At 63.7% G+C, this 20504-nt stretch carries 15 protein-coding genes; 4 read left to right on the forward strand and 11 right to left on the reverse strand.

Going from position 1 to position 20504, the window contains the following annotated elements:
- Window positions 1-5: 5 nt before the first annotated feature.
- A complete protein-coding gene (clpP, locus tag ACJRPG_RS20525) occupies window positions 6-611 on the forward strand; it encodes an ATP-dependent Clp endopeptidase proteolytic subunit ClpP (RefSeq protein ID WP_408001978.1) in 606 nt (201 codons plus the stop codon).
- Here the strand turns inward: clpP and ACJRPG_RS20530 are convergent.
- Genes ACJRPG_RS20530 through ACJRPG_RS20540 form a run of 3 tightly spaced genes read right to left on the reverse strand, consistent with a single transcriptional unit; the run spans window position 608 to window position 2316 of the window.
- Window positions 608-1069, reverse strand: a complete 462-nt coding sequence (locus ACJRPG_RS20530; protein WP_408001979.1) for a YaiI/YqxD family protein — start codon at window positions 1067-1069, stop codon at window positions 608-610. The genes clpP and ACJRPG_RS20530 overlap by 4 nt on opposite strands.
- 40 nt (window positions 1070-1109) lie before the next feature.
- On the reverse strand, window positions 1110-1676 hold the full coding sequence (locus tag ACJRPG_RS20535; protein WP_408001980.1) for a DUF308 domain-containing protein: 567 nt from the start codon (window positions 1674-1676) through the stop codon (window positions 1110-1112).
- 55 nt (window positions 1677-1731) lie between these two features.
- Window positions 1732-2316 carry a TetR/AcrR family transcriptional regulator gene (locus tag ACJRPG_RS20540; protein WP_408001981.1) on the reverse strand — a complete coding sequence of 195 codons (585 nt, stop codon included), beginning with the start codon at window positions 2314-2316 and terminating at the stop codon, window positions 1732-1734.
- A 138-nt stretch (window positions 2317-2454) separates the two neighbouring features.
- On the opposite strand from ACJRPG_RS20540, the gene ACJRPG_RS20545 reads away from it, so the two are divergent.
- Entirely contained in the window at window positions 2455-5427 is a 2973-nt protein-coding gene (locus ACJRPG_RS20545) for a heparinase II/III domain-containing protein (protein WP_408001982.1), read from the forward strand.
- A gap of 55 nt (window positions 5428-5482) precedes the next feature.
- Here the strand turns inward: ACJRPG_RS20545 and ACJRPG_RS20550 are convergent, their stop codons facing one another.
- From ACJRPG_RS20550 to ACJRPG_RS20570, 5 genes are all read right to left on the reverse strand, one after another.
- Window positions 5483-7291 (reverse strand): ABC transporter ATP-binding protein/permease, encoded by a 1809-nt coding sequence (locus tag ACJRPG_RS20550; RefSeq protein ID WP_408001983.1) that lies wholly within the window; start codon window positions 7289-7291, stop codon window positions 5483-5485.
- 185 nt (window positions 7292-7476) lie between these two features.
- Window positions 7477-8697 (reverse strand): cytosine permease, encoded by a 1221-nt coding sequence (locus ACJRPG_RS20555; RefSeq protein WP_408001984.1) that lies wholly within the window; start codon window positions 8695-8697, stop codon window positions 7477-7479.
- Complete coding sequence (locus ACJRPG_RS20560) at window positions 8694-9779, reverse strand: S-methyl thiohydantoin desulfurase family protein (protein ID WP_408001985.1); 1086 nt, start codon at window positions 9777-9779, stop codon at window positions 8694-8696. Before ACJRPG_RS20560 ends, ACJRPG_RS20555 begins: the two co-directional genes overlap by 4 nt.
- A gap of 12 nt (window positions 9780-9791) precedes the next feature.
- A complete protein-coding gene (locus tag ACJRPG_RS20565; protein WP_408001986.1) occupies window positions 9792-11327 on the reverse strand; it encodes a hydantoinase/oxoprolinase N-terminal domain-containing protein in 1536 nt (511 codons plus the stop codon).
- Window positions 11328-11347: 20 nt separating this feature from the next.
- Window positions 11348-13474: a TonB-dependent receptor gene (locus tag ACJRPG_RS20570; protein ID WP_408001987.1), complete on the reverse strand. Its 2127-nt coding sequence runs from the start codon at window positions 13472-13474 to the stop codon at window positions 11348-11350.
- Window positions 13475-13643: 169 nt separating this feature from the next.
- On the opposite strand from ACJRPG_RS20570, the gene ACJRPG_RS20575 reads away from it, so the two are divergent.
- On the forward strand, window positions 13644-16301 hold the full coding sequence (locus ACJRPG_RS20575; protein ID WP_408001988.1) for a LuxR C-terminal-related transcriptional regulator: 2658 nt from the start codon (window positions 13644-13646) through the stop codon (window positions 16299-16301).
- A gap of 8 nt (window positions 16302-16309) precedes the next feature.
- On the opposite strand, the gene ACJRPG_RS20580 is transcribed toward ACJRPG_RS20575, so the two are convergent.
- Window positions 16310-17185 (reverse strand): AraC family transcriptional regulator, encoded by an 876-nt coding sequence (locus tag ACJRPG_RS20580; RefSeq protein ID WP_408001989.1) that lies wholly within the window; start codon window positions 17183-17185, stop codon window positions 16310-16312.
- 126 nt (window positions 17186-17311) lie between these two features.
- Between ACJRPG_RS20580 and ACJRPG_RS20585 the strand changes: the two genes are divergently transcribed.
- Window positions 17312-18052, forward strand: coding sequence for an SDR family oxidoreductase (locus ACJRPG_RS20585; protein ID WP_408001990.1), 741 nt, complete (start codon window positions 17312-17314; stop codon window positions 18050-18052).
- Between the two features lie 48 nt (window positions 18053-18100).
- On the opposite strand, the gene ACJRPG_RS20590 is transcribed toward ACJRPG_RS20585, so the two are convergent.
- Together ACJRPG_RS20590 and ACJRPG_RS20595 are read right to left on the reverse strand one after the other, a co-directional pair.
- On the reverse strand, window positions 18101-18334 hold the full coding sequence (locus ACJRPG_RS20590) for a hypothetical protein (RefSeq protein ID WP_408001992.1): 234 nt from the start codon (window positions 18332-18334) through the stop codon (window positions 18101-18103).
- A 681-nt stretch (window positions 18335-19015) separates the two neighbouring features.
- Window positions 19016-20504: SPM autocatalytic domain-containing protein (locus tag ACJRPG_RS20595; protein ID WP_510183112.1), on the reverse strand; the 1489-nt coding region annotated here is incomplete at its 5' end.

Consider the following 20504-nt stretch of genomic DNA (forward strand, 5'->3'; position numbering starts at 1 on the left):
TCAACATGAACCCTCCCCTTGCCCTCGGCCTGGTGCCTACCGTTGTGGAACAAACCGCACGCGGCGAACGCGCCTTCGACATCTACTCCCGCCTGCTGAAGGAACGCGTCATTTTCCTGGTGGGCGAAGTGACCGAGCAGTCGGCCAACCTGATCGTCGCGCAACTGCTGTTCCTGGAATCGGACAATCCCGACAAGGATATTTCGCTGTACATCAATTCGCCCGGCGGCTCGGTGTATGCAGGCATGGCGGTCTACGACACCATGCAGTTCATCAAGCCGGACGTTTCCACCTTGTGCACGGGCTTTGCCGCCAGCATGGGCTCGTTCCTGCTGGCCGCCGGCGCGCGCGGCAAGCGCTATGCGCTGCCGAATGCCCGCATCATGATTCACCAGCCGCATGGCGGCTCCAAGGGCGTGGCGGCCGATATCGAGATCCAGGCGCGCGAGATGCTGTACCAGCGGCAGCGCCTCAACACCCTGCTGGCGGAACGGACCGGACAAACGCTGGCGCAGATCGAAAAGGATTCGGACCGCGACAATTACATGTCGGCCCAGCAGGCGGCCGGGTATGGGCTGGTGGACCGTGTGCTGGCCACCCGCGAAGGCTAAACGGCGCCTGGGCGTGGCCGCCGCGCCAGTTCGCGGTCCAGCGCATTGGCAAAGTTCTGGCGGTCAGCCTGGCTGAAGGCGGCCGGGCCGCCGGTATCCACGCCCGCGCCGCGCAGCTCGTCCATGAAGGCGCGCATCGTCAGCTGCTGTGCGATGGTGTCGCGCGTGTACCAGTCGCCGCGCGGGTTGAGCGGCTTGCCGCCCTTGTCCAGCACCAGCGCGGCCAGCGGAATATCGCCGGTGACAACGATGTCGCCGGGACTGAGGCGCTCCACGATCTCCGCGTCGGCCGCATCGGCGCCGGCCGGCACCTGCAGCGCGCGGATGAAACGCGAGCCCGGCACGCGCATCAGCTGGTTGGCCACCAGTGTGACGTTGAGCTGCAGCCTTTCCGCAACGCGGAAGAGGATTTCCTTGATTACCGCAGGACAGGCGTCCGCGTCGACCCATATATGCATTGCCGGGATGCCCGCTTCGATGATGGTCCCGCGAGTATACTCACTTTGCCGGCGCGGCAGCGCGGCGCGAGCCGATGGTCAGCGATATGGCCGAAACAAGGAAATAGAAGGCGCCGAAGCTCGCGTAGCCTGCCAGGTTCTCCAGCGCCGGCGGCGTTGGGGTTTGGGACTGGAGGATAAAGAAGGTTCCGGCCAGTGCCGACTGCGCACCGCTCAGCACCATGGCCCACTGCGCGCCGAAATGCTTCCAGCGGCGCAGCGCGGCGCCCAGCTGCAGCAAGCCAGCGAAAATCGCCCACGCGCCGAACACAGCTGCTACCTGGTTGATGCTGGGCAGGGCCAGCGCCACACCGATGGCGGCGGCCGTGCTGGCTACCATGTTGATCATTTGCGGGCGGCTGTTACCCAGGCCGCCGCTGCGGGCAGCGTCAATATAGTTCGCAAGCGCATCCCATGCCGGATAGAGCACCAGCAGCGCTGCCGCGACGCCGGCCGAATGCCTGCCGATGGCGAGCGCCGCCGCCACCCACAGTATGGAAAATGCGGCGCGGCCGTAGTAGTAGCGCTTCAGCCATTGGGTACCGCCTTGTGTCGTTGTATTGCTCATCTCGTTCTCCTAAATCTACCGACTAGTTGGTAGGTTAATTGATAAAAAAATTTTACTACCGTTTCGCCGTGACCTGTTCCAGATGCGAATTCATGACGGCGCCGAATACCTGCACATTGCCCGTTGCCCGCGCCGACAGCATGGCGCCATGCACGGTTGCCATGAACACCTCCGCTTCCAGCACCGGCCGGCGGTGCAGAGTTACTTGCCCGGCCTGCGCCGCGCGCTCGAACACCGACACCAGCCATTGCGAGAGAAAGCGGAAATAAGCCTTCACCTCCAGCGCCACCGGCTCCGGCAGGATGGGCATTTCACACGCAAGCAAGGCGCAGATGCAGAACGGCGCGCTGTCGTCTTCGATGCAGGTGGCCCAGTAGCCGATATACGCCCGCAGCAGTTCCAGCGGATCGCTGACGTTCTCCTCCAGCGACGCTATGCCCTGCTGCGCAGCCTCCGTGTAGCGCGCCACCAGCGTCTGTACCAGGTCCACCTTGCTGGGGAAATGGTGATGGATGCTGGGCTTGCGGATACCCACGGTCTCCGAGATATCGGCATAACTGAAGCCGTTGTAGCCTCCCGCCACAATCAGCTTGCGGGCGCATGCCAGGATGTCGTCGGAAGTGCTCGATGCCTTGTTCATTGCGACAGCCTACCTTCTAGTAGGTTTGCTGTCAAGTCGGGCGAGTTTCATGCCGCAAGTGTTGCTTTTTTATCAGCTCAATTGTGCGCGCATGGGCGCATGGTAGCGTTACATGACCACGAGACAGAGGAGCAAATAATGAGCATCTCCCGGTGCTGGTCTGCACTACTTCTGCTGTTGCTGTTGGGTCCTGCATTCGCCCAGATGCCAGGCCCCGTCAAGCCGGGCCACCCGCGCCTCTATATCACGCTGGACGATATTACTCGCTTGAAGGCAGGGGTGTTCACACCCGCGCTGGATCCCGGCGGCGGCCATTTCATCGTTAAGTTCACACCCGGCGCCAAAATTGCCGGCACGGATAACGTGAACCTGCCAGTCGTCGGCCCGAATGATGAACAGGGACCAGCTTTTGTGATCCGGCATGAAGACGGCGCGGATACAGCGGGGCGGGCGAGAATCGTAGTTTCGCTACGCAGCGGCGCCGGCCAAGTTGGTGTGAAAATCATCGATCCGGAGTTAGGCGACGAGGTGGTTGTTGCGCTTTACTGGCGGGCGAACGGCACGGCAGACTTGACGGTCGACGGCGAGACCGTAGCACTCAACGTCGCTTGGCAGCCGTCGCCCCGTCAATTGATGCTGCTGGGACGACGTAACGATCAATTTAACTTTATCGAGCTATCTGATGCCAACGGCGTGCGTACTCCCGTCATCAACCGGACAGCACACGAAAACTGGTTCGGCCTGATATTCGAAGCTGACCAATTCGTGAAGAACAACGCAAAATGCATGCAAAACCCACCTGCTGGCGTGGCCTGCGACGCCATCCTGAGCGAAGGCCGCAACCAGATAACCGCGCCAGCCCGCATTCTCGGCCTGGCCTACCTGCTCACGGATAGCGTGGCAGAAAAGGCGCGCTATGCGGACGCCGCCAAGCTGTATGCCTTGCGGCTGGACGCCGCTCCCCGGAATGCCGGCGCCGCCTGGTCCATGAGCGCGCGCATCGGCGCCATGGGCCTTCTGTTCGATTATGTCTACGAGCCGATGGGAGACCTTATCGCGCCAGGCAGCCCGTTCAGCTATCGGGCGAAGCTGGCGAACGCCATCAGGGAAACGGCGCGCGCCGCGGAAATGGCAGCTGTGGTGTGCGGCCCGAACAATCCGCTCACATCCAATTTCACATGCACCACTCCCGTAGCGTTTACAACGCCTTATGCGGGACCCAACACGGCACGCTCATACATCTCCGGACATATGCAATCGGATGCCTTTGGTGCCGCACTTGGGCTGCTCGCCATCGTGGACGAGCAAAGTGCCGTGAAACCAATGATCGACACAATCTACAACCATTTCAAATCGGGCTTCGTCCCGGCATGGAAGCAGATCGCCGTACACGGCGGCTACCATACCGGCTATGCATACGGATCGGTGGGCGGCGAAGTCGCCGAGCGGCTCCTGATGTGGGAGCGCGTAGTGGCGCCGGGATCGGTGACCGGTCCGATGTTTGATACCTCCTGGCTCTCCCGGATTGTATTCCCCTACATCTACGCCTTGCGTGCAGACGGTTTCTATCCGGCGAGCAGCGACTCTTATGGACTGACGCCGGGGAACGAAGCGGTCGGGCAACTGGCGCTCGTTGCGGCGAAAAATGGAACGCCGGAAGGTCTCAGCTTCTACAAGGAAGAGGTGCTGCCACGCCGAGCCATCCTCAACGCCCACTCGGCATGGGAGGATTTGCTATACGGCCCGATCGGCGAGCCGACAGCGATACTGGCGCGCTTGCCACTGGCCCGCGCCTCACGTTCCAGCGGCCAGTTCGTCATGCGCGACAGTTGGAACAAACAGGACGCGACAGTCGTGGATTTCAGATCAACGCCTTTCATCAGCAGGAACCACCAACATCTGGACGCCAACAGCTTCTCCTTGTTTTACCGCACGCCATTGCTGCTGGACTCGGGCATTTACGACAATTATGAGACGGTTCACTGGAATAACTACTATTCACGCAGCATCGCCCATAACACCATTGTTATCCTCGACAACCCTGCAGACGATACCAGTTTCGGTCCCTATAGCAACGACGGCGGGCAGTGGCTGAACGGCCGCCAGCAAGCGCCAACGCTGGAAGAAATCACACCGCCGGCGGGCGCTAACGTGGTGGGCGGCATCACTTATGTCGAGAATCAGCCTGGCTATGCCTATGCCCAGGGCGATGCCAGCAAAGCCTACTTGCCGGGCAAACTGGTGCAAGAGCGCGGCTATCTGCGCGATATCGTATTGCTGCGCAATGCCGGCACCCAGGCCACCGTAGTGGTGTTCGATGCAGTGCGAACGATGAATGCCCGCAAGGCAACTGCCCTGCTCCATTTCCAATGGGGCATCCATAACCAGAACGCTGTAAAAACCAACCTTAACGAGGGGCGCACAAACTTCGATTTCGGCAACGGGCCACGCGTATTCACCTCGCGCGCCGGCGAGGCCATGATAACGGCGCAGGTGCTACTCCCATACAATGCCGTGATCCGCCAGGCCGGCGGTATTCAGACCGATGCCAGCAACGACTGCTTGCAGTGGACCGGCAATATCACGGCCGAAGTGTACGGGCATGACTGCCGTTTTACCGCACCAATGCTGATTAACGGCGCCTGGAAATGGTATAACTTTGCCCCTGCTGCGCCGCAAGCGCCGGCCGGTCCGGACTCTGACTATGGCCGCTACCGGGTCGAGATCGAAGCAGCCGGTGTGCCGAACGGCCAGGATGGCCAGTTCTTCCTGACCGTAATCAACCCGGCCGCCAACGATCAAGCCGAAAACAATGTTGCGAATGTGACGCCGGCATTACTACTAGCCTCCGATGCCAATTCTGCGGCGGTGTTCGTGGATAGCCGCGCCGCCCTTATCTTCAATCGGGCAGCCACTCAATCGACTGGCTATGAATGGCGCGTACCGGGGACCGGCTCCCCCTTCCTGGCCACGGGCCTGGTGCCAAACAAACCGTATCAGCTGACTATCAGCTATGACGGACCGACCAATAGCACACTGTACCGCTTGCAACAGGGTAGCGGCGGTACGCACACGAGCTCGCACGAAGGCACGATCGCGCAGGACCTGTAAGCGGCACGCTGCATGCTGCAGGCTGGCGCAAGTTCTCATTCCGGGGCTATGCCGACTACACGAAGGCGCCGACACCCGCCTGCCGCTTGGCCGCGGGCGCTGGTCCCGCCGGCGGCACTTCAGCAGGTTCGTCGAACTGATAGGTCTTCGCATCGTGCACCTCCCATGCGCCATCACCCAGCAGTCGCAGCACATGGGTGTGATGGCGCAGTACAGCGGCGCGGTGCGCGATGCTGATCAGCGTCGTACCACCTTCGCGCAGGCGGCCGTACAGCGAAGCTTCGTTGCCGCTATCCAGCGCGCTGGTGGCTTCGTCCAGGATCACGATATTGGGTTTGTGGACCAGCACGCGGCCGAAGGCCAGACGCTGCTGCTCGCCTACCGACAGCAGTTTTTCCCAGTCCTGTACGGCATCCAGGCCGCCGACGCGTTCGGCCAACTGCGGCAGGTGCACCTGTTCGAGAATCGCCAGCAGTTCTTCGTCGCCCAGGCTGGCCTGCGCGCTTGGATAGATGAGCTGGCTGCGCAGCGTGCCGTGCTGCAGATAAGGCTGCTGCGGCAGGAAAAAGAAGTCCTCCTGCGGCAGGTGATGGATGATGCCGCTGCCGTTATGCCACAGACCGGCAATCGCACGCAGCAGCGAACTCTTGCCGCAACCGCTATCGCCAACAATGAGCAGCGCATCGCCCGGCTGCAGTGCCAGCGATAAATCCTTGATGAGTACCCGGTCCGATTGCGGCGGGTAGAGCGTGAGGGCTTCCAGCACGAGCCGGTCGGCCGGCTTGCGCTCGATACGGCTGGATGTGCTGTCGGCCACGGGAGCCTTCTTGGCGCCGGGCAGCACCAGGTCGGACAGCGCCTGCAGGCGTCCTATCCCCGCCACGAAGCGGCTCAGGCTTTCGAAGTTATCGACGATTACGCCAACGGCGCCAAGCACGGCGGTGAAAGCGCCGGTCGCCTGGATCGCCCGCCCTACTTCCAGCTCGCCCGACAGCACGCCGTTGGCCAGGATCATGCCCGGCAAAACCAGCGCCAGCTGGCTAAAGGTGCGCTGGAAAAGATTGAGCGAGCGCTGCTTCTTGATCAGCCGGGAGAAGTTCTGGATAACCTTGCTGAATTTGCTGTCGATATGTGCGCGTTCCTGCGTTTCGCCGCGGTAGAAGGCGATGGATTCAGCATTCTCGCGGAGGCGCATCAGGCTGAAACGGAAATCCGCCTCCAGCCGCAGCTGCCAGAAGTTCAGCTGGATCAGCGGAGTGCCGAAGATATACAGCGCGACCACGGTGCCCACCAGCGCATACACCGCCAGCACGGCGACCAGCACATGCGAGATCGACCACAGCACCGCGCTGAAGGCCACCAGCTGCATGACCGATCCCAGGAAGATCAGCAGGAAGTGAATCGAGCGGCCGGTAAAGGTATTGATATCTTCACTGATACGCTGGTCGGGATTATCGATGTCGCTGTTGGCGCCCAGTTCGTAATATTTGCGGCCCTTCAGGTAGCCATCGAGAAAACGCCCGGTAAGCCAGCGCCGCCACTGGTTGGCGAACACGTCGCGCATGTAGTAGTAGAAGGCATACACCGGCACCGCGAAGGCCAGCGTGAGCAGGCAGGCCTGCACCGCATTCCAGAAACGGCCGCCGTTCTTAGCCGCCAGGCCCGAGGTCATCTCGCCGGCCTGGTCGTTCAGCATCACGGCCAGCTTGGTCTCGACCATCATGAGCACGATCAGGAACAGCAGCAAGGCCCAGGCCCGGCCTTTCTCGTTTTCCAGCCAGTATGGCTTCGCCACGTTGAGGAATTGTTTCCATGCGGCGAGCGACAGGCGCGGGGCGCGCCGGCCATGTGCAGATGTGCTCATGTTCGTCATCTGAAAGTCGTGATAAGCCAAGCGTAAAGCCGCGCACGAAACTGTTCAGTGCGGAAACAGACATAAATGCTGAGATTCGCTGCTGTGCGCGCAGAACGGCTTCCGCCTCGATAGCGTTGCGCACGCCATACGCGCTCATGATGCCGGCTGGACTTCTGTCCCAAACCAGCCGCCCTTCAGGTCCGCATGGGCGCTTCCGCCATGGCCATCAACGCATAAGCAGCGGCGGCGCTGCCGATGCCGAGCAGGCTGGCCAGTGGATGGCTGAGCGCAACAGTGACCGCCGCGCCAAACATCCAGGCTGCCAGGCCTCTTGCATTGAAGCTGGTCACAGCGCCGCTGCGCCGCACGAACCAATGGTCGGCCAGCAGAACCCCGGCGATGGGCGGAATCGCCACCGTCAGCAGCTGGAGGAAAGTCTGGAAGTGCGCCAGCACGCCCAGCGCCGCCAGTCCGGAACCGGCCAGTCCGGCCAGCAAGGTGGCCTGGACCCGCGCGTTGCGGCGTGCGGGCAGGAACTGTGCGAGGGCCAGCCCGGCTGAATAGGCGTTCATCACGTTCGTGGTCCAGGTTGCCATGATCAGCACCGACAAGGCCAGCAGCGGCATGCCGCTACGGGCGTAGATGTCCACGATGTCGTGGGTGCGCAGCAGGATGGACAGCGCGGCGCCGCAGATCACCATGCCCATGGCCGCCGGCAGGATGCCGAACAGGGTGCCCAGCACCGCAGCGCGCACCGTAGTGCAGTGGCGCGCGTAGTCCGGCGCGATCACGGCGCCGACGGCGAAGGCGCCGATCGACATGCCCACTGCCGTCGCAAAGCCGATGGGGGCTTCGCCGGACGGACGGTAAGCGAGGATGGTATCCCACGCGCCGTCGCCGACTGCCAGGTACATGGCATAGGCCACCAGCGCAAGCTTGCACGGCACCGCCACATAATTGAGCCACTTGAAATACGAAAAGCCCAGCACCGCAAAGACGAACATGAACGCCCCCAGGCCCAGCGCGGCAAGCGGCGGCGCCACGTCGAGGCCAAAGGCCGTCTCCAGTATGCGCACCATGGAATCGCCGGCGATGCCGGTCTGCACGCCGAACCAGCCCATCAGCGCAATGCCGACCGTGGCGCCGATCAGCGCGGGGCCGCCGCGGGTGCCGAAAGGCCTGCGTGCCATATGCACGGTATCATGGCGTGAGGCCGCCGCAGCTGCGCTCTGCAGCGCCAGGGTTGCAGCGACCGTCGTAAAGCCGATCAGGCAGGCCAGGCACATCTCGGCAAAAGGCATGCCGGCGGCAAGCGTGCTGCCGAGGATCAGCGCCGGAATGCTGATCATGCCGCCAACCCAGATGGCTGCCAGCCCGGCGCCGCCGATGCGGCTTCCGCTGTCCGCCGCGCTCATCGTTCCAGCACCAGTTTTTCAACCGGCACGTAGTCGCAGGAGTAGCCGAAACGCCGCGGCCCCACCAGCTCCAGCGCGGCTGCCGTGCGCCACTGCGGCACGCAGGGAATCGCCACCACCGCTACCCGCAGGCCGAAGCGGGTCTGTTCGGCGGTAATCGGCTCGCCGGATTCCAGGTCCAGCAGCACGATCAGGTCCGGCGTGGTGCACAGCACCTCTCCCCCGGCGGAAATCATCAGGAACTCGTTCTGGAATTTCAGGGCGGCTTCCCTGCCCTCATCCTCCTCCAGTCCTTTCACGGTGGCGTGGCCGAAGCTGAAACGGCCGTCGATGGTGCGCCGTACCTCTGTCACCTTGCCCTTGAACACGCGGAAGCCGCCGGTGGCGCGCACCACGGCGGCCACCGGGTCCGCGTGATGGGCGCGCGCATCGAACAGGGCCTGGCCCGCTGCGCGCGCGGCGGAGATGGAGCGCGGCACCAGCGCCTTTTTAAGCTGCGCGGCGGTCATGGAATAAATCGCCATGTAGGCGGAACCGCCCATCTCCATGGTGATGTTGCGCACGAATTTTTCAACCGCGTGGATGTCTGCCACTTCAATGGTGAACACATTGCCCTTTTCATCGGCCATGGTCAGCGGGGACGGCAGGATGCCCTGCAGGGTGCACAGCGTCATGGGCAACTCCGGGAAAGCCCGTCCCATGGTGTCGCCGTCGATCAGGGGCAGGCCAAGGCTGCTCGCCACGCAGAAGGGAATGGTGGAATTGATGCCCCCCACTTCAATCGACATCAGCCCTTTGGCCGGCTTGCCCAGATGGCGCTCCAGCGCCTTCAGCGCCTTCACCATGGGCTCCGCCTGCGGCAGTTTTTCCAGGATCACCGAGGGCGAGCCCACCATGGCGATCGGCACGATCAGGTCGTCGTCCTCAAAGTAATCCAGGTCCACCAGCTCCACCGGGCCATACTCGCGGATGGCCTTCATGGCCAGCAGCTTCCCGAGGTAGGGATCACCGCCCCCGCCTGTTCCGTAGATGGCGCTGCCGGCGGCGATTGCTTCGATATCGCGTTCTTCAATCATTGTCATAGTTATTCCTGTTTATGCGAGGTCGCCCACGACGCGCAGGTGGATGCGCGTAGCATTGCCGGGAAGGTAGGAGAGCGGCGTCTCCTCCACGTCGAGCAGCGTGACGGTACCGGGATTTGCGCCTGCGGCCACGGCCAGCGCCACGGCATCCCGCTCCGCTTCGGCCAGCGCCTCGGCCCGGGTGCTGTGCTCCAGCAGGACCACGCGGTCCACTTCGCCGCTTACCTGCGCCATGGCCGCGCCCACGGCATTGGCCACGCCGAAGCCCGCAGGGACCTGCACCGCCATGCCGCGGATGGCGCCGCCAACCAGGATGCTCCCGCCGCCGACAACGATCACCGGCAGCGGCTCGGCCGAGGTGCGCATGCGCTCGATTGCATCGTGCAGCGTGCCCTGCATGCGCTCAAAGCAGCTGCGCACGCGGCCGGGATCCAGCTGCGCCACGCGGCTGGCATCGCCAAGCTGGGCGACGCCGGCAGCCACCGCGATATCGGTCGCCGTGGTGGTGCCGCCGCCATAGACCAGTGCTTCGGTATGGATGCGGTAGCCCACGCTGATCGGCCCCACGGTGCGCAGGTCGTTGCTGACGACGGAGCCGCCGCCCAGGCCGATGCTGTACACGTCCGGCATGCGGAAATTGGTGCGCACCCCGCCCACCTGCACGGCAACGCCGGACTGGCGCGGGAAGCCGCCCTGCAGCACGCCCACATCGGCCGTGGTGCCGCCGATGTCGACCACGATGGCGTCCTTCAGCCCGGACAGGAAGGCCGCGCCGCGCATCGAATTGGTCGGCCCCGAGGCCACCGTGAGGATGGGGAAACGCCTGGCCTGTTCCGCATTCAGCAAGGTGCCATCGTTCTGTGTCAGGTAAAACGGCGCATCGATGCCGCTCTCGTGCAAGGCCTTGCGGTAGGCGTCCACCACGTGCCCGGCCAGGTCGGCCAGGCAGGCATTCAGGATGGTGGCGTTTTCCCGCTCCAGCAAGCCGATGCGGCCAATTTCGGACGACAGCGTGATGCGGGCATCGGGGATCACCGAGCGCAGCGCCTCCGCAGCCAGGCGCTCCTGTTCGGCATTGAGGAAGGAGAACACACCGCACAGGGCGATGTCGCGGATGCCGGCGGCCTTGATCTCGCCGCCGATGACGGCCAGCTCGCCACGGTCGAGGGCACTCAGGTGCTGTCCGTTGAACTCATATCCGCCGTGCGCGATAAAGGGCTTGATGGCGGCCGCCGCCACAAAATCTGCGGGCCAGTCGGTCAACGCCGGCAGGCCCACCGTGGCGGGCGCGCCCAGCCGGATCGCCGCTACCGGGTTCAGCCCCTTGCGTTCCACCAGGGCATTGGTGAAGTGCGTAGTGCCGATCATGACCGCGCCGATTTCGTTTTTCGGCAGCATGCTGCCTTCGCAAACCTGGCGCAGCGCATTCAGCACGCCAGTCGTAACGTCCTGCGTGGTGGCGGTTTTACAGGAGAACAGCATATCGCTGCCGCGCATGATGACGGCATCGGTGTTGGTGCCGCCGACGTCAATTCCAACCTTGATCATATCTGTGATTCCAATCCGGCCTAGAAGCGGGCCTTGAACGTGAGGGTGTAGGTGCGGCCGGCCGCCAGCGAGCCGATGTCGTAAGGCAGGCCGCTGTACTGCCCGGAGTTGAAGTCCGCGTAGTAGCGTTTGTCGCCAAGGTTCTGGCCCGCCAGCGTGAGCGACCAGGCGTCCCGCGCATCGCGCAGCGTCAGGCGCAGGCCGAACAGGTTCAGGGATGGCGACACCGCGGCGTTATCCGGGTGCCAGTATTTCTTGTCGCGGTATTCGTAGTCGAACCGCGCCATGCCCTCCAGGCCGGGCGCCACCGGGCGCGTGTGCTGGACGCCTAGGTTGATCTTGAGCGGCGAATTCTTCGGCGTATGGTGGCCGATGGTGGAAGGCTCGGCGCGGTTGGCCCGGATCTCGCCCTTGGTGTAGCCCACGCCGCCATCGAATTCCAGGCCACGCATGGGCAGGTAGCGGAAGTCCACATCGAAGCCGGTCAGGTTCACCCGGTCGATATTGGAAATGATCTGGGAAGCCGTGGCCGTATTCACGTAGAAGAACTGGAAGTCCTTTGAACGGGAGCGGAACACCGCCGCATTCAGCACCAGGCGGTTATCGAGCAGGCTGGTCTTCATGCCGAGCTCGCCGTTGGTGAGGGTCTCGGGCCGGAAGTTGGCATTGCCGGGCGAATTGAAGCCGCCCGAACGGAAGCCGGTACTGAACGTGGCATAGCCCAGCACCTCCGGATTGAATTTCCGGGTCAGCGTCAGTTTCGGCTGCCATTTCGCGTAGCTGGCCTGGCGCCGGCTGTGGTCCACCAGGTTCTGCTGCCTGCGCTCGTCGCGGTCGTAGCGCAGCGCACCCGACAAGGTGGTGCCGGGCGCAAGATCATAGTCAAGCTGGCCGAACGCCGCCTTTGCCGTGTTGTCGTTCGCTTCGTTCAGGTTGACCAGGTTTTTGGCCATATCGTCGAACTGCCCGTGCGAGCTGTCGGTATCGATGAAGGCCCGGGTCAGCAGGTCGCGTTTGGTGCCAAGGTAGTAAATGCCGCCGATCCAGCGCAGCGGTCCTTCGTCGGCCGAGGTCAGGCGCAGCTCCTGGCTCACCATGCGCACGGCCAGGTTCTGGCCCTGCCCTGCCTGGAAGCCGAAACCGAGGAAGCCGCCCGGCGTGTCCACCGGATTGGAGAACTCCACGTCGCCCCGGTAGTCTTCATTAAGCCGGGTATAGCCACTGATGGACGTGAGGGTGGCGAACGGCAGTTCGTAGCTCACTTTCGCGCTGAAGTCGCGCGTGGTGCCCGTGGTTTCGCCGTTGATGTTGGAGCGCGGCGGGCGGATCAGGTCCGGCCGGTTCTTGACGGCGATGCTGTCCCAGGTGGCGCCCGCCTCGAAGTCGACATAGCTCGCGCGCAGGTCGATTGCCAGGCCTGCGGCGGGCTTGAACAGCAGGCGGGCGCGCAGGGAATTGTCATGATCGACCGCATCGACGTTGCGGCCGGTATAGGTGTTGCGGATCAGGCCGTCGAATTTTTTGGTCTGGCCGACGATGCGGTAGAAGGCCGTGTCGTCCACCAGCGCGCCCCCCAGGCCGGCCGATGCTTCCTTCAGGCCGCCATTGCCGGCCTCGAAGGCGGCGAAGCCGTCGCGCTTGTTCGATGGCGCCTTCGTTTCGATATTGATGGCGCCGCCGATCGCGTTGCGGCCGTACAGCGCACCCTGCGGGCCTTTCAGCACTTCGATGCGTTCGATATCGAACAGGTTCATCTTCAGCTGCTTCTGGTTGTTCTGCGGCACGCCGTCCACCACCACCGCCACCGGCGAATCGGCATTATTGATCTGCGTGACGCCGCGCAGCACCACAAAGGAATTCCCGTAGGTGAAGGAATTATCGAAGGACATGTTCGGCGTGAGGTTGATGAAATCCTGGGTGCTCTGGATCCCCATTGCCTCCACCTGCTTCTGGCTGAAGGCCTTCACGGCCACGGGAACATCCTGCAGGCGCTCCAGGCGGCGTTGCGCGGTGACGACAATGGTTTCAATTTTGTCAGCACTCCCGTCCTGCGCTGCGCCGTCCGTTTGCTGGGCCCAGGCATGGCCCGGGGCGGCGAACACGCTCATGACCGCGAGCGCTAGCGGGTGGATCCGTTTGGCCTGCATGAAGTTCTCCTTATTGTTAGGTGCGAATTCACTATATGAGAACCGCATGGGCCGGACAATTCCGGTGCCGGGGGATGCGGGGGACAAATTCGGGGGATACGGCCGCCGCCCGTAGGCAGCGCCATATTGCCGTGGCAGAATAGCCTGCAAGCCCTCCGACCTTTTGCACATGAAAACCACAGCTACACCCCGCACAGTGCGCAGCGTGCACGTTGAGGATGCGCTCTGGCGCCAACGTGTGATCGACAAGCTGCTGTCCACCCCGCCCCGCTCGGCGCGCCTGACCTTCCTGAGCGCGCCGGCCGGCTACGGCAAAAGCACCACGATGGCGCAGTTCGCACAGCAGGCGCGGGACGGGGGCAAACAGGCAGCCTGGCTCAGCTGCGATGAGCGCGACGTCGATCCCGTGCTGTTCTCCGAAAGTTTCACGGCGGCCCTGAAGCGCTGCGGCATTGCGCCGGCCGCCGGCGCCTCGCTGGCCAACAGCCTGGCCGCGGTCGAAGCGCCGCTGATGATCTGCATCGACGACTTTGAACAGGCCGCCGGCCCGGACGTGGAACAGCTGCTCAGCCAGATGCTGCAAACCCTGCCGCACAATGTGAGCATGGTGATCGCCAGCCGCAAGCCGCCCAGCCATCAGTTCACGCGGCTGCAGCTGGCGGGCCAGCTGCGCATCGTGGATGCCGAAACGCTGCGCTTCACCCCGGCCGAAGCCGAGGAACTGCTGGGAAGCTCCATGCCCGGCGCAGCCGTGGCCCAGATCTCGCACTACACCGACGGCTGGCCGTTCGCGCTGCAGCTGGCGCGCCTGCGCGCGGAAAGCTCGGAGCACCAGCTGGAGCCGGGCATCGAGGCCAGCGGCAAGATTCCCCGGCGCCAGATCTTCGACTACCTGGCGCACGAGGTGCTGTCCACCATCGGCGCGCCGCTGCGCGATTTCATGCTGGAGGTTGCGGTGCTGGATGTGATCGACGCCGATGCGGCCAATGCGGTGCGCGGCAAGGATGACAGCCTGGCGCTGATACGGCAGCTGTGCAATATCCGGCCGATTGCCGTGGTGGAGGAATCGTCCTGGAGCGCACGGCTGCATCCGCTGCTGCGCGACTACCTGATCGACACGCTGGAACTGCAATCGCCCGGCCGCGTCAGCTTCCTGCACCAGCGCGCGGCCGCCCACCTTGCCGCCCTCGGCAATGTGCACACGGCGATGAAACACGCCGTCGATGCCGGGCGGCTGGAGCTGGCCGCGGACATCATGGAGGATGCGGGCGCCATCCGGCTGGTGGCCAACGAGGGCGTGGTGCGCACGCGGCTCATGCTGCGCCTGCTGCCCGAAGGCCTGGTCCGCAAACGGCCGCGGCTGCATATGGTGCAGCTGGTGCTGTGCCTGATCGAAGGCGAGCCGAGCCCCTTCGAAGCCGATTTCGAGCGCATCGAATACCTGGCGCGGGAAGAGGCATGGCAGGCCACGCCCGCCCTCACCTACGACCTTGAAATGACGCGCTGCATGGTGCTGATGCAGCAGTCCGAGCATGTAGAACAGCTGTCGCCGTGGTCGGTGCTCACGCAGGCCAAGGGCATTGTGCGCTCCGGCGCGCTGGACGATCCGCGCCTGATGGCCATCATCCTGCCGGTGGAGATCTACTTCCTGCATCGCCTGGGACCGATCGAGCGCTGCGACCGCCGCATCGACGAAGTGGTGGCGCTGGGCGAACGCGGCGCCTACACCCACAACAGTCCCTGGATTCCCATGTACTACGCGCGCAGTGCGCTGGCCAAGGGCCGGCTCGCCGAAGCGGAGCGCATGATCTCGCAGTCCCTGCAGCGCGATGCCAACTTCCTGCGCTTCAACCAGGACTCCCTGGCGCAGCTGGTGAACAGCGTACTGGGCCAGACCGCCTACCTGCGTGGCGATATCGACCAGGCCACGCTGCACCTGAGTGAGCTCATGCGGGCAAACACCACCTTCCGTTTCGAGGTCTGCTATGCGCGCTATGTGGCGCTGGCGCGCTGCCACTTCGTGCGCGGCGAAGTGCAGCGCGCTTTCGACCTGCTGAACGACGCGCGCACCCTCGCCATCGAAGAGAGCTTGCCGCCGCTGAACCTGGCGGCCTCCATGGCCTACCTGGAATTCCAGTGCCTGCAAAATCCGGCCGAGGCCGCGCTGCTGGCCGGCGAGATGGAACTGGAGCAGCGCTGGCAGTGGTCCGGCCAGGACCTGGCCATTGCATGGCAGGTGGTGGAAAACATCGCACGGGCCCGCTACTTCTGCATGCTGGCGGCGGGACGCCTGGACGAAGCCAGGGAAACCGCGCTGGCGTTCAAGGCGCGCGCGCACCGGCTCGGCTTCCGGGCCAGCGAACTGATGGCGGACGCCATGCACCTCCAGCTGCAATACACCGAGCTGCCGAACCGGGCCCAGGCGAAAGCGCTGGAGGCCCTGCTCGCCGAAACCCACGAGCTGGGCCTGGTGCAGCCTTTTGTGGAACTGGGCACGCGCATGATGACGGTGCTGGGCAGCTGGCTGGCACAGCGCGGGCACGACGACGACGCTGCGCCCAGCGTCAAATGGGCCACCACCCTGATCGGGCGCATCAACGACGCGCACCGCGAGCGCACCCAGAGCGTGGCCAGCAAACTGTTCACGCCGCGCGAAGTGGATGTGCTGTATGAACTGTCCAAGAGCAGCACCACCAAGGCCATCGCCCGCAATCTCACACTATCACCCGAAACCATCAAGCACCACCTGAAAGCCATCTTTGCCAAGCTGGGCGTGGGCAACCGGGAAGATGCGATCCGGGCGGCGCGGGTCCGCGGCCTGATCTGAACCAACAGCTAGCCCGCGCTGACGTGGCGCGTGTAGCTGGCAGGCGGCATGCCGCTATGGCGCGCGAAGGCAACGCTGAAAGCGCTCGCAGAACCGTAGCCTACGCGTTCCGCCACCTCCGCCACGCGGTGCGTGCCGCGCCGCAGAAGATTCCTGGCGAGCGCCATACGCCAGGCCAGCAGGTATTCCATCGGCGGCATGCCGACTGATGCACTGAAGCGCTCAAAGAAGGTGGAGCGCGACATTGCTGCTTCCTGCGCCAGCCCGGCCACAGTCCACGGATGCTCCGGCGCCTCGTGCATGCGCCGCAGCGCGGCCGCAAGACGGGCGTCCGACAGGCCCTGCACCAGTCCCGGGGCGACGGCCGCGCCTCCGCCAGTGCGCAGGGCCTCGATCAGCAGCACCTCAAGCAGGCGGGTGATGACCACATCGCGTGCCGGCCGCTGACGGGCGGATTCATCCCCCACCAGCTGCACGAGCATGGTCAGCCGCGGATCGCCCCGCACATGCACCAGCCGCGGCAGCAGCGGCGCCAGCAGCGCCGCGTCGGGCGAACCGAATTCACAGTGGCCGATGAGATAACGGACGTCCGGTGGCCCCTCCTCCGTCCCCAGCCTGAACTCGCCGGCGCGCAGCTGCACGGGGGCACGGTTGAAGTCCCCCTGCCTCGGCGCGCGCAGGCTGCTCATGGCGAAATCAAAGGAAGCGGGAATCAGCACGAAATCGCCCTGCGCCAGCGTCAGCGCCGGCTCATCCCCAACCGTGAGCCGGCACTCGCCTTCAAGGACCACGCAATAGAACGGCTGCCCAGCCTCCGAACGGCGCACGCCCCAACGCCCTGCGGCACTGACCAGCTTCGTCAGCCTTACATAGGGCTGGAGCATTTCAACGACCTGTGACAACGGATCAGACATCCCGGACTCTCCCTAAAGCAATACGGACTGCAAATTATAGAAAGTCCGAACCGTATCCATTATCGTTCATCCATCCACACATTTACAGGAGTTCTCATGAAAACCGTTCTGATCACCGGCTGCTCTTCCGGCTTCGGCCTGGCGATTGCGCGCCACTTCCTGCAACAGGACTGGAATGTCATCGCAACGATGCGCGTGCCGCGTCCCGAGCTGCTTCCGCAATCCGACAGGCTGCGCGTGCTGCCGCTCGACGTGACCGATGCCGCCAGCATCGCCGCCGTCATCGAGGCCGCGGGGCCGCTGGATGCGCTCGTGAACAATGCCGGCCTGGGCGCCATGTATCCGCTGGAAGGCATGTCGATGGAAGCAGCGCGCAATCTGTTCGAGACCAACACCCTGGGCACCATCGCCATGACGCAGCAGGTGCTGCCAGGCTTCCGGGCCCGGCGCGCCGGCGTGATCGTCAATGTCACGTCCGCCGTAACGCTGAAGCCGCTGCCCTTGCTGTCCGTGTACAGCGCCTCCAAGGCTGCGGTCAATGCGTTCACCGAATCGCTCGCGCTCGAACTGGAACCGCTCGGCATCCGCACCCACCTTGTGCTGCCGGGACGTTCACCTGAAACGAAGTTTGGAGAAAATGCACGAGGCCTCATGCAAGGCGATGTGCCGGCCGAGTACCAGCCAACGCTGGACGCCGTGTTCGCCAATGCCCGCGCCCCGGGTCCCGTTACCGAAGTGGACGACGTCACCCAAGCCGTCTGGCGGGCCGTGACCGATCCCGCGACGCCACGACGGCTGCCGGCAGGAAAAGACGCGGAGATGCTCGCCGGTGCCTGATGGCCGGCCGCAAAAAAAAATGACCGGGAATACCCGGTCATCATTCGTTTACTGGAGGGTTAAGTCCATTCCAAGTTTTCGCGCAAGGGCAAAGGTGGCAAAACCCAGGCCTGCGAGCGCCAGCGCGAAGCCCACAGCCGCAGCCCCCGCAGTTCTCAGCAGGGCGAGCTTGTCTTTCCGCCGCTCCCCTTGATCGTAGTGCCACTTGACGGCGAAAAACATGCCTACGGCTAAGGCGACAACCTTGAACGTGCCGAAGACGATAGGGAACCATTCCATGATGTTGAGCGATCCAGGAAAACTGCCGACTGCGGAGTACAGAGAGCGAAAAAGTTAGCGGCTGCCAAGGAAGCCTGCCATCCGTAAGGCATTCTACAGGTAAACAATTTTCTTTCATCGAGACAAAATGTCCCAGTTGCAAGCCATTCAAGAGGTGGTGTGGGCGCGAACCACCAGGTAAGCATACTGCGGCCACGGCAGTTTACTGCGGTACGCTGTCAGTTACGCGCGCGCGTCCCACCCTACAATGCCTGAGCGCTTCGATCTCTCTGGAGTGCGTGCTGATCGGATTGCGCCCCTAACGCAGTCCGCTTCTGTGGGGGCAACTGCCCTGGGAACGTTTACAGTTGCCCGGAGCGGGCCGGCAGATGGTTTTGCCTGCCGTACATGCTCTTCCTTTGACCGGTGCGGCCCCGCACCGGTCTTTTTTGCTGCGCACATACAAGCAATGCGCCACCAGTCCAGTCTATTCCCTGAACTTTAATGTTAGCGCCACGCCTAAGCTTGTGCGGCCAGCTCGCGTGCCGCTTGACACCACGATTTTGATTTGCGGGGATGAGGCTGCCCTAGGTCAGCATGCCCTGTTTGAATTGAATGTCCTTGGAGCATGAACGATCATGCACACGCCGGCGAGGCCCGGCCCTTTCCCTGGCTGGAGCCAGGGAAAGGGCCGTTCATCCCAGCTTACTTCGGCGCAGCCAGGAAGCCCGTCGCATGTCGCCGCAGGGCGTGCTGTTCCGGCGAGTCGGTTGGCGCGGCGGTCGCCGAGGACAATTGTGTCGTCGCCTCGAAGCGCCTGATCGTATCAGCCATCGCAGACACCGTGAGGGCCGCGCTACTCTTGGCATCTGGCTGCAGTGTCAGCGGGCTGTCTGCCGGGAGGGCTGGCGGCAAGTTGCCGAAGGCCGCCATGGCTTGTGTCAGACCGCTGACGGTGCTACGCAGATTCGCCCCAGCAGCATTGGTGGCGAACCAGACGTCAGCCATCTGGTGCGACTTGCCGTCCGCAGTCTGATAGCTCGACACCAGGCCGATCCTGTTGCCGTTGCTGTCGATGTCGGTTTGCGCCGCATTCAGGCTCAGCGACGCAATACCGGCCTCTCCGAGGACGCGCACTTCGCCAGTCTGGCTGATGCCGTCGCCATCCGCGTCCACCCACACCTTCAGCTGGGTGAACCCGGTATCCCGTGCGTCCAGCGTGCCATCGCCATTACTGTCGAGCTCGCGGAGCGCCTGGTAGCCGTCCCGTGCCTTGCTGCCATCAGCCAAGGTCACTGCACTACCGAACAGCTCGCTGCCATCATTGATCACGCCGTCACCATTGCGGTCACGTACCAGCAAGCCATCGGCCTTATCCACCCATCCGGTGTTATCGCTGCGCCCATCCGCGTCGAGATCGAAGCGGGTGCCAGCGCGAATGCTGGTGGTCATCACGCCATTGCCGTCCAGGTCCAGCATGATCGGCGTCAGGAAGCCATCGAGCGCGGCGACCTGGGCCGAGGTCATGGCCGCTTGCTGGTCCGTGCTCCAGGCGTGCAGCTGCGACGAGTTCATCGCATGGATCTGGGCCGTCGACAGACCGACAATCTGCTGTTCGGTCATCGCCGCGAACTGACTGGTCGTCATGGCAGCGAAGGTCGAGGTACTCAGAGCCTGCATGTCGGCTGACTGCATGGCGCGTACGTCGTCAGTGGACAGCGCCACGATCTGGCCGGCGGTCAGGGCTGACGCTTGCCCGGAACTCAGCGCCACAATCTGATTCTCGGTGAAGGCGCCAATCTGGCCTGACGACATCGCTGCAATCGTTGCCGTCCTGAGAACCGGCACGAGCAGCGAGCTCAGTCCGGCGATCGCCGCGGACGACAGCGACAGGAATTGTGCAGAAGCCATCCCTGCCACTTGTTGCGAACTCATGCCTGCAAGCTGCGAGGAGCCGATCGCCGCGATCGCGCCGGTATTGAGGGCGGCCAGTTGGCCGGTCGTCAGAGCGCCGAACTGATTACCGCTCAGGGACGAGACCTGCGCGGAGCCGAGGACGCTGATCGCAGCCGTGCGCAGCGCGCGCAGATCCTGTGTCTCCAGCGCCTGCAGCGTGTCCGACGACATCGCGGCCACCTGGACGCTGTTCAGCGCACCGGCCTGGGCCGAGGTCAGCGCCTTCACATGGCTGGCA

It is taken from the genome of Pseudoduganella rhizocola, assembly GCF_045984285.3.
Lineage (GTDB): Bacteria > Pseudomonadota > Gammaproteobacteria > Burkholderiales > Burkholderiaceae_D > Rugamonas.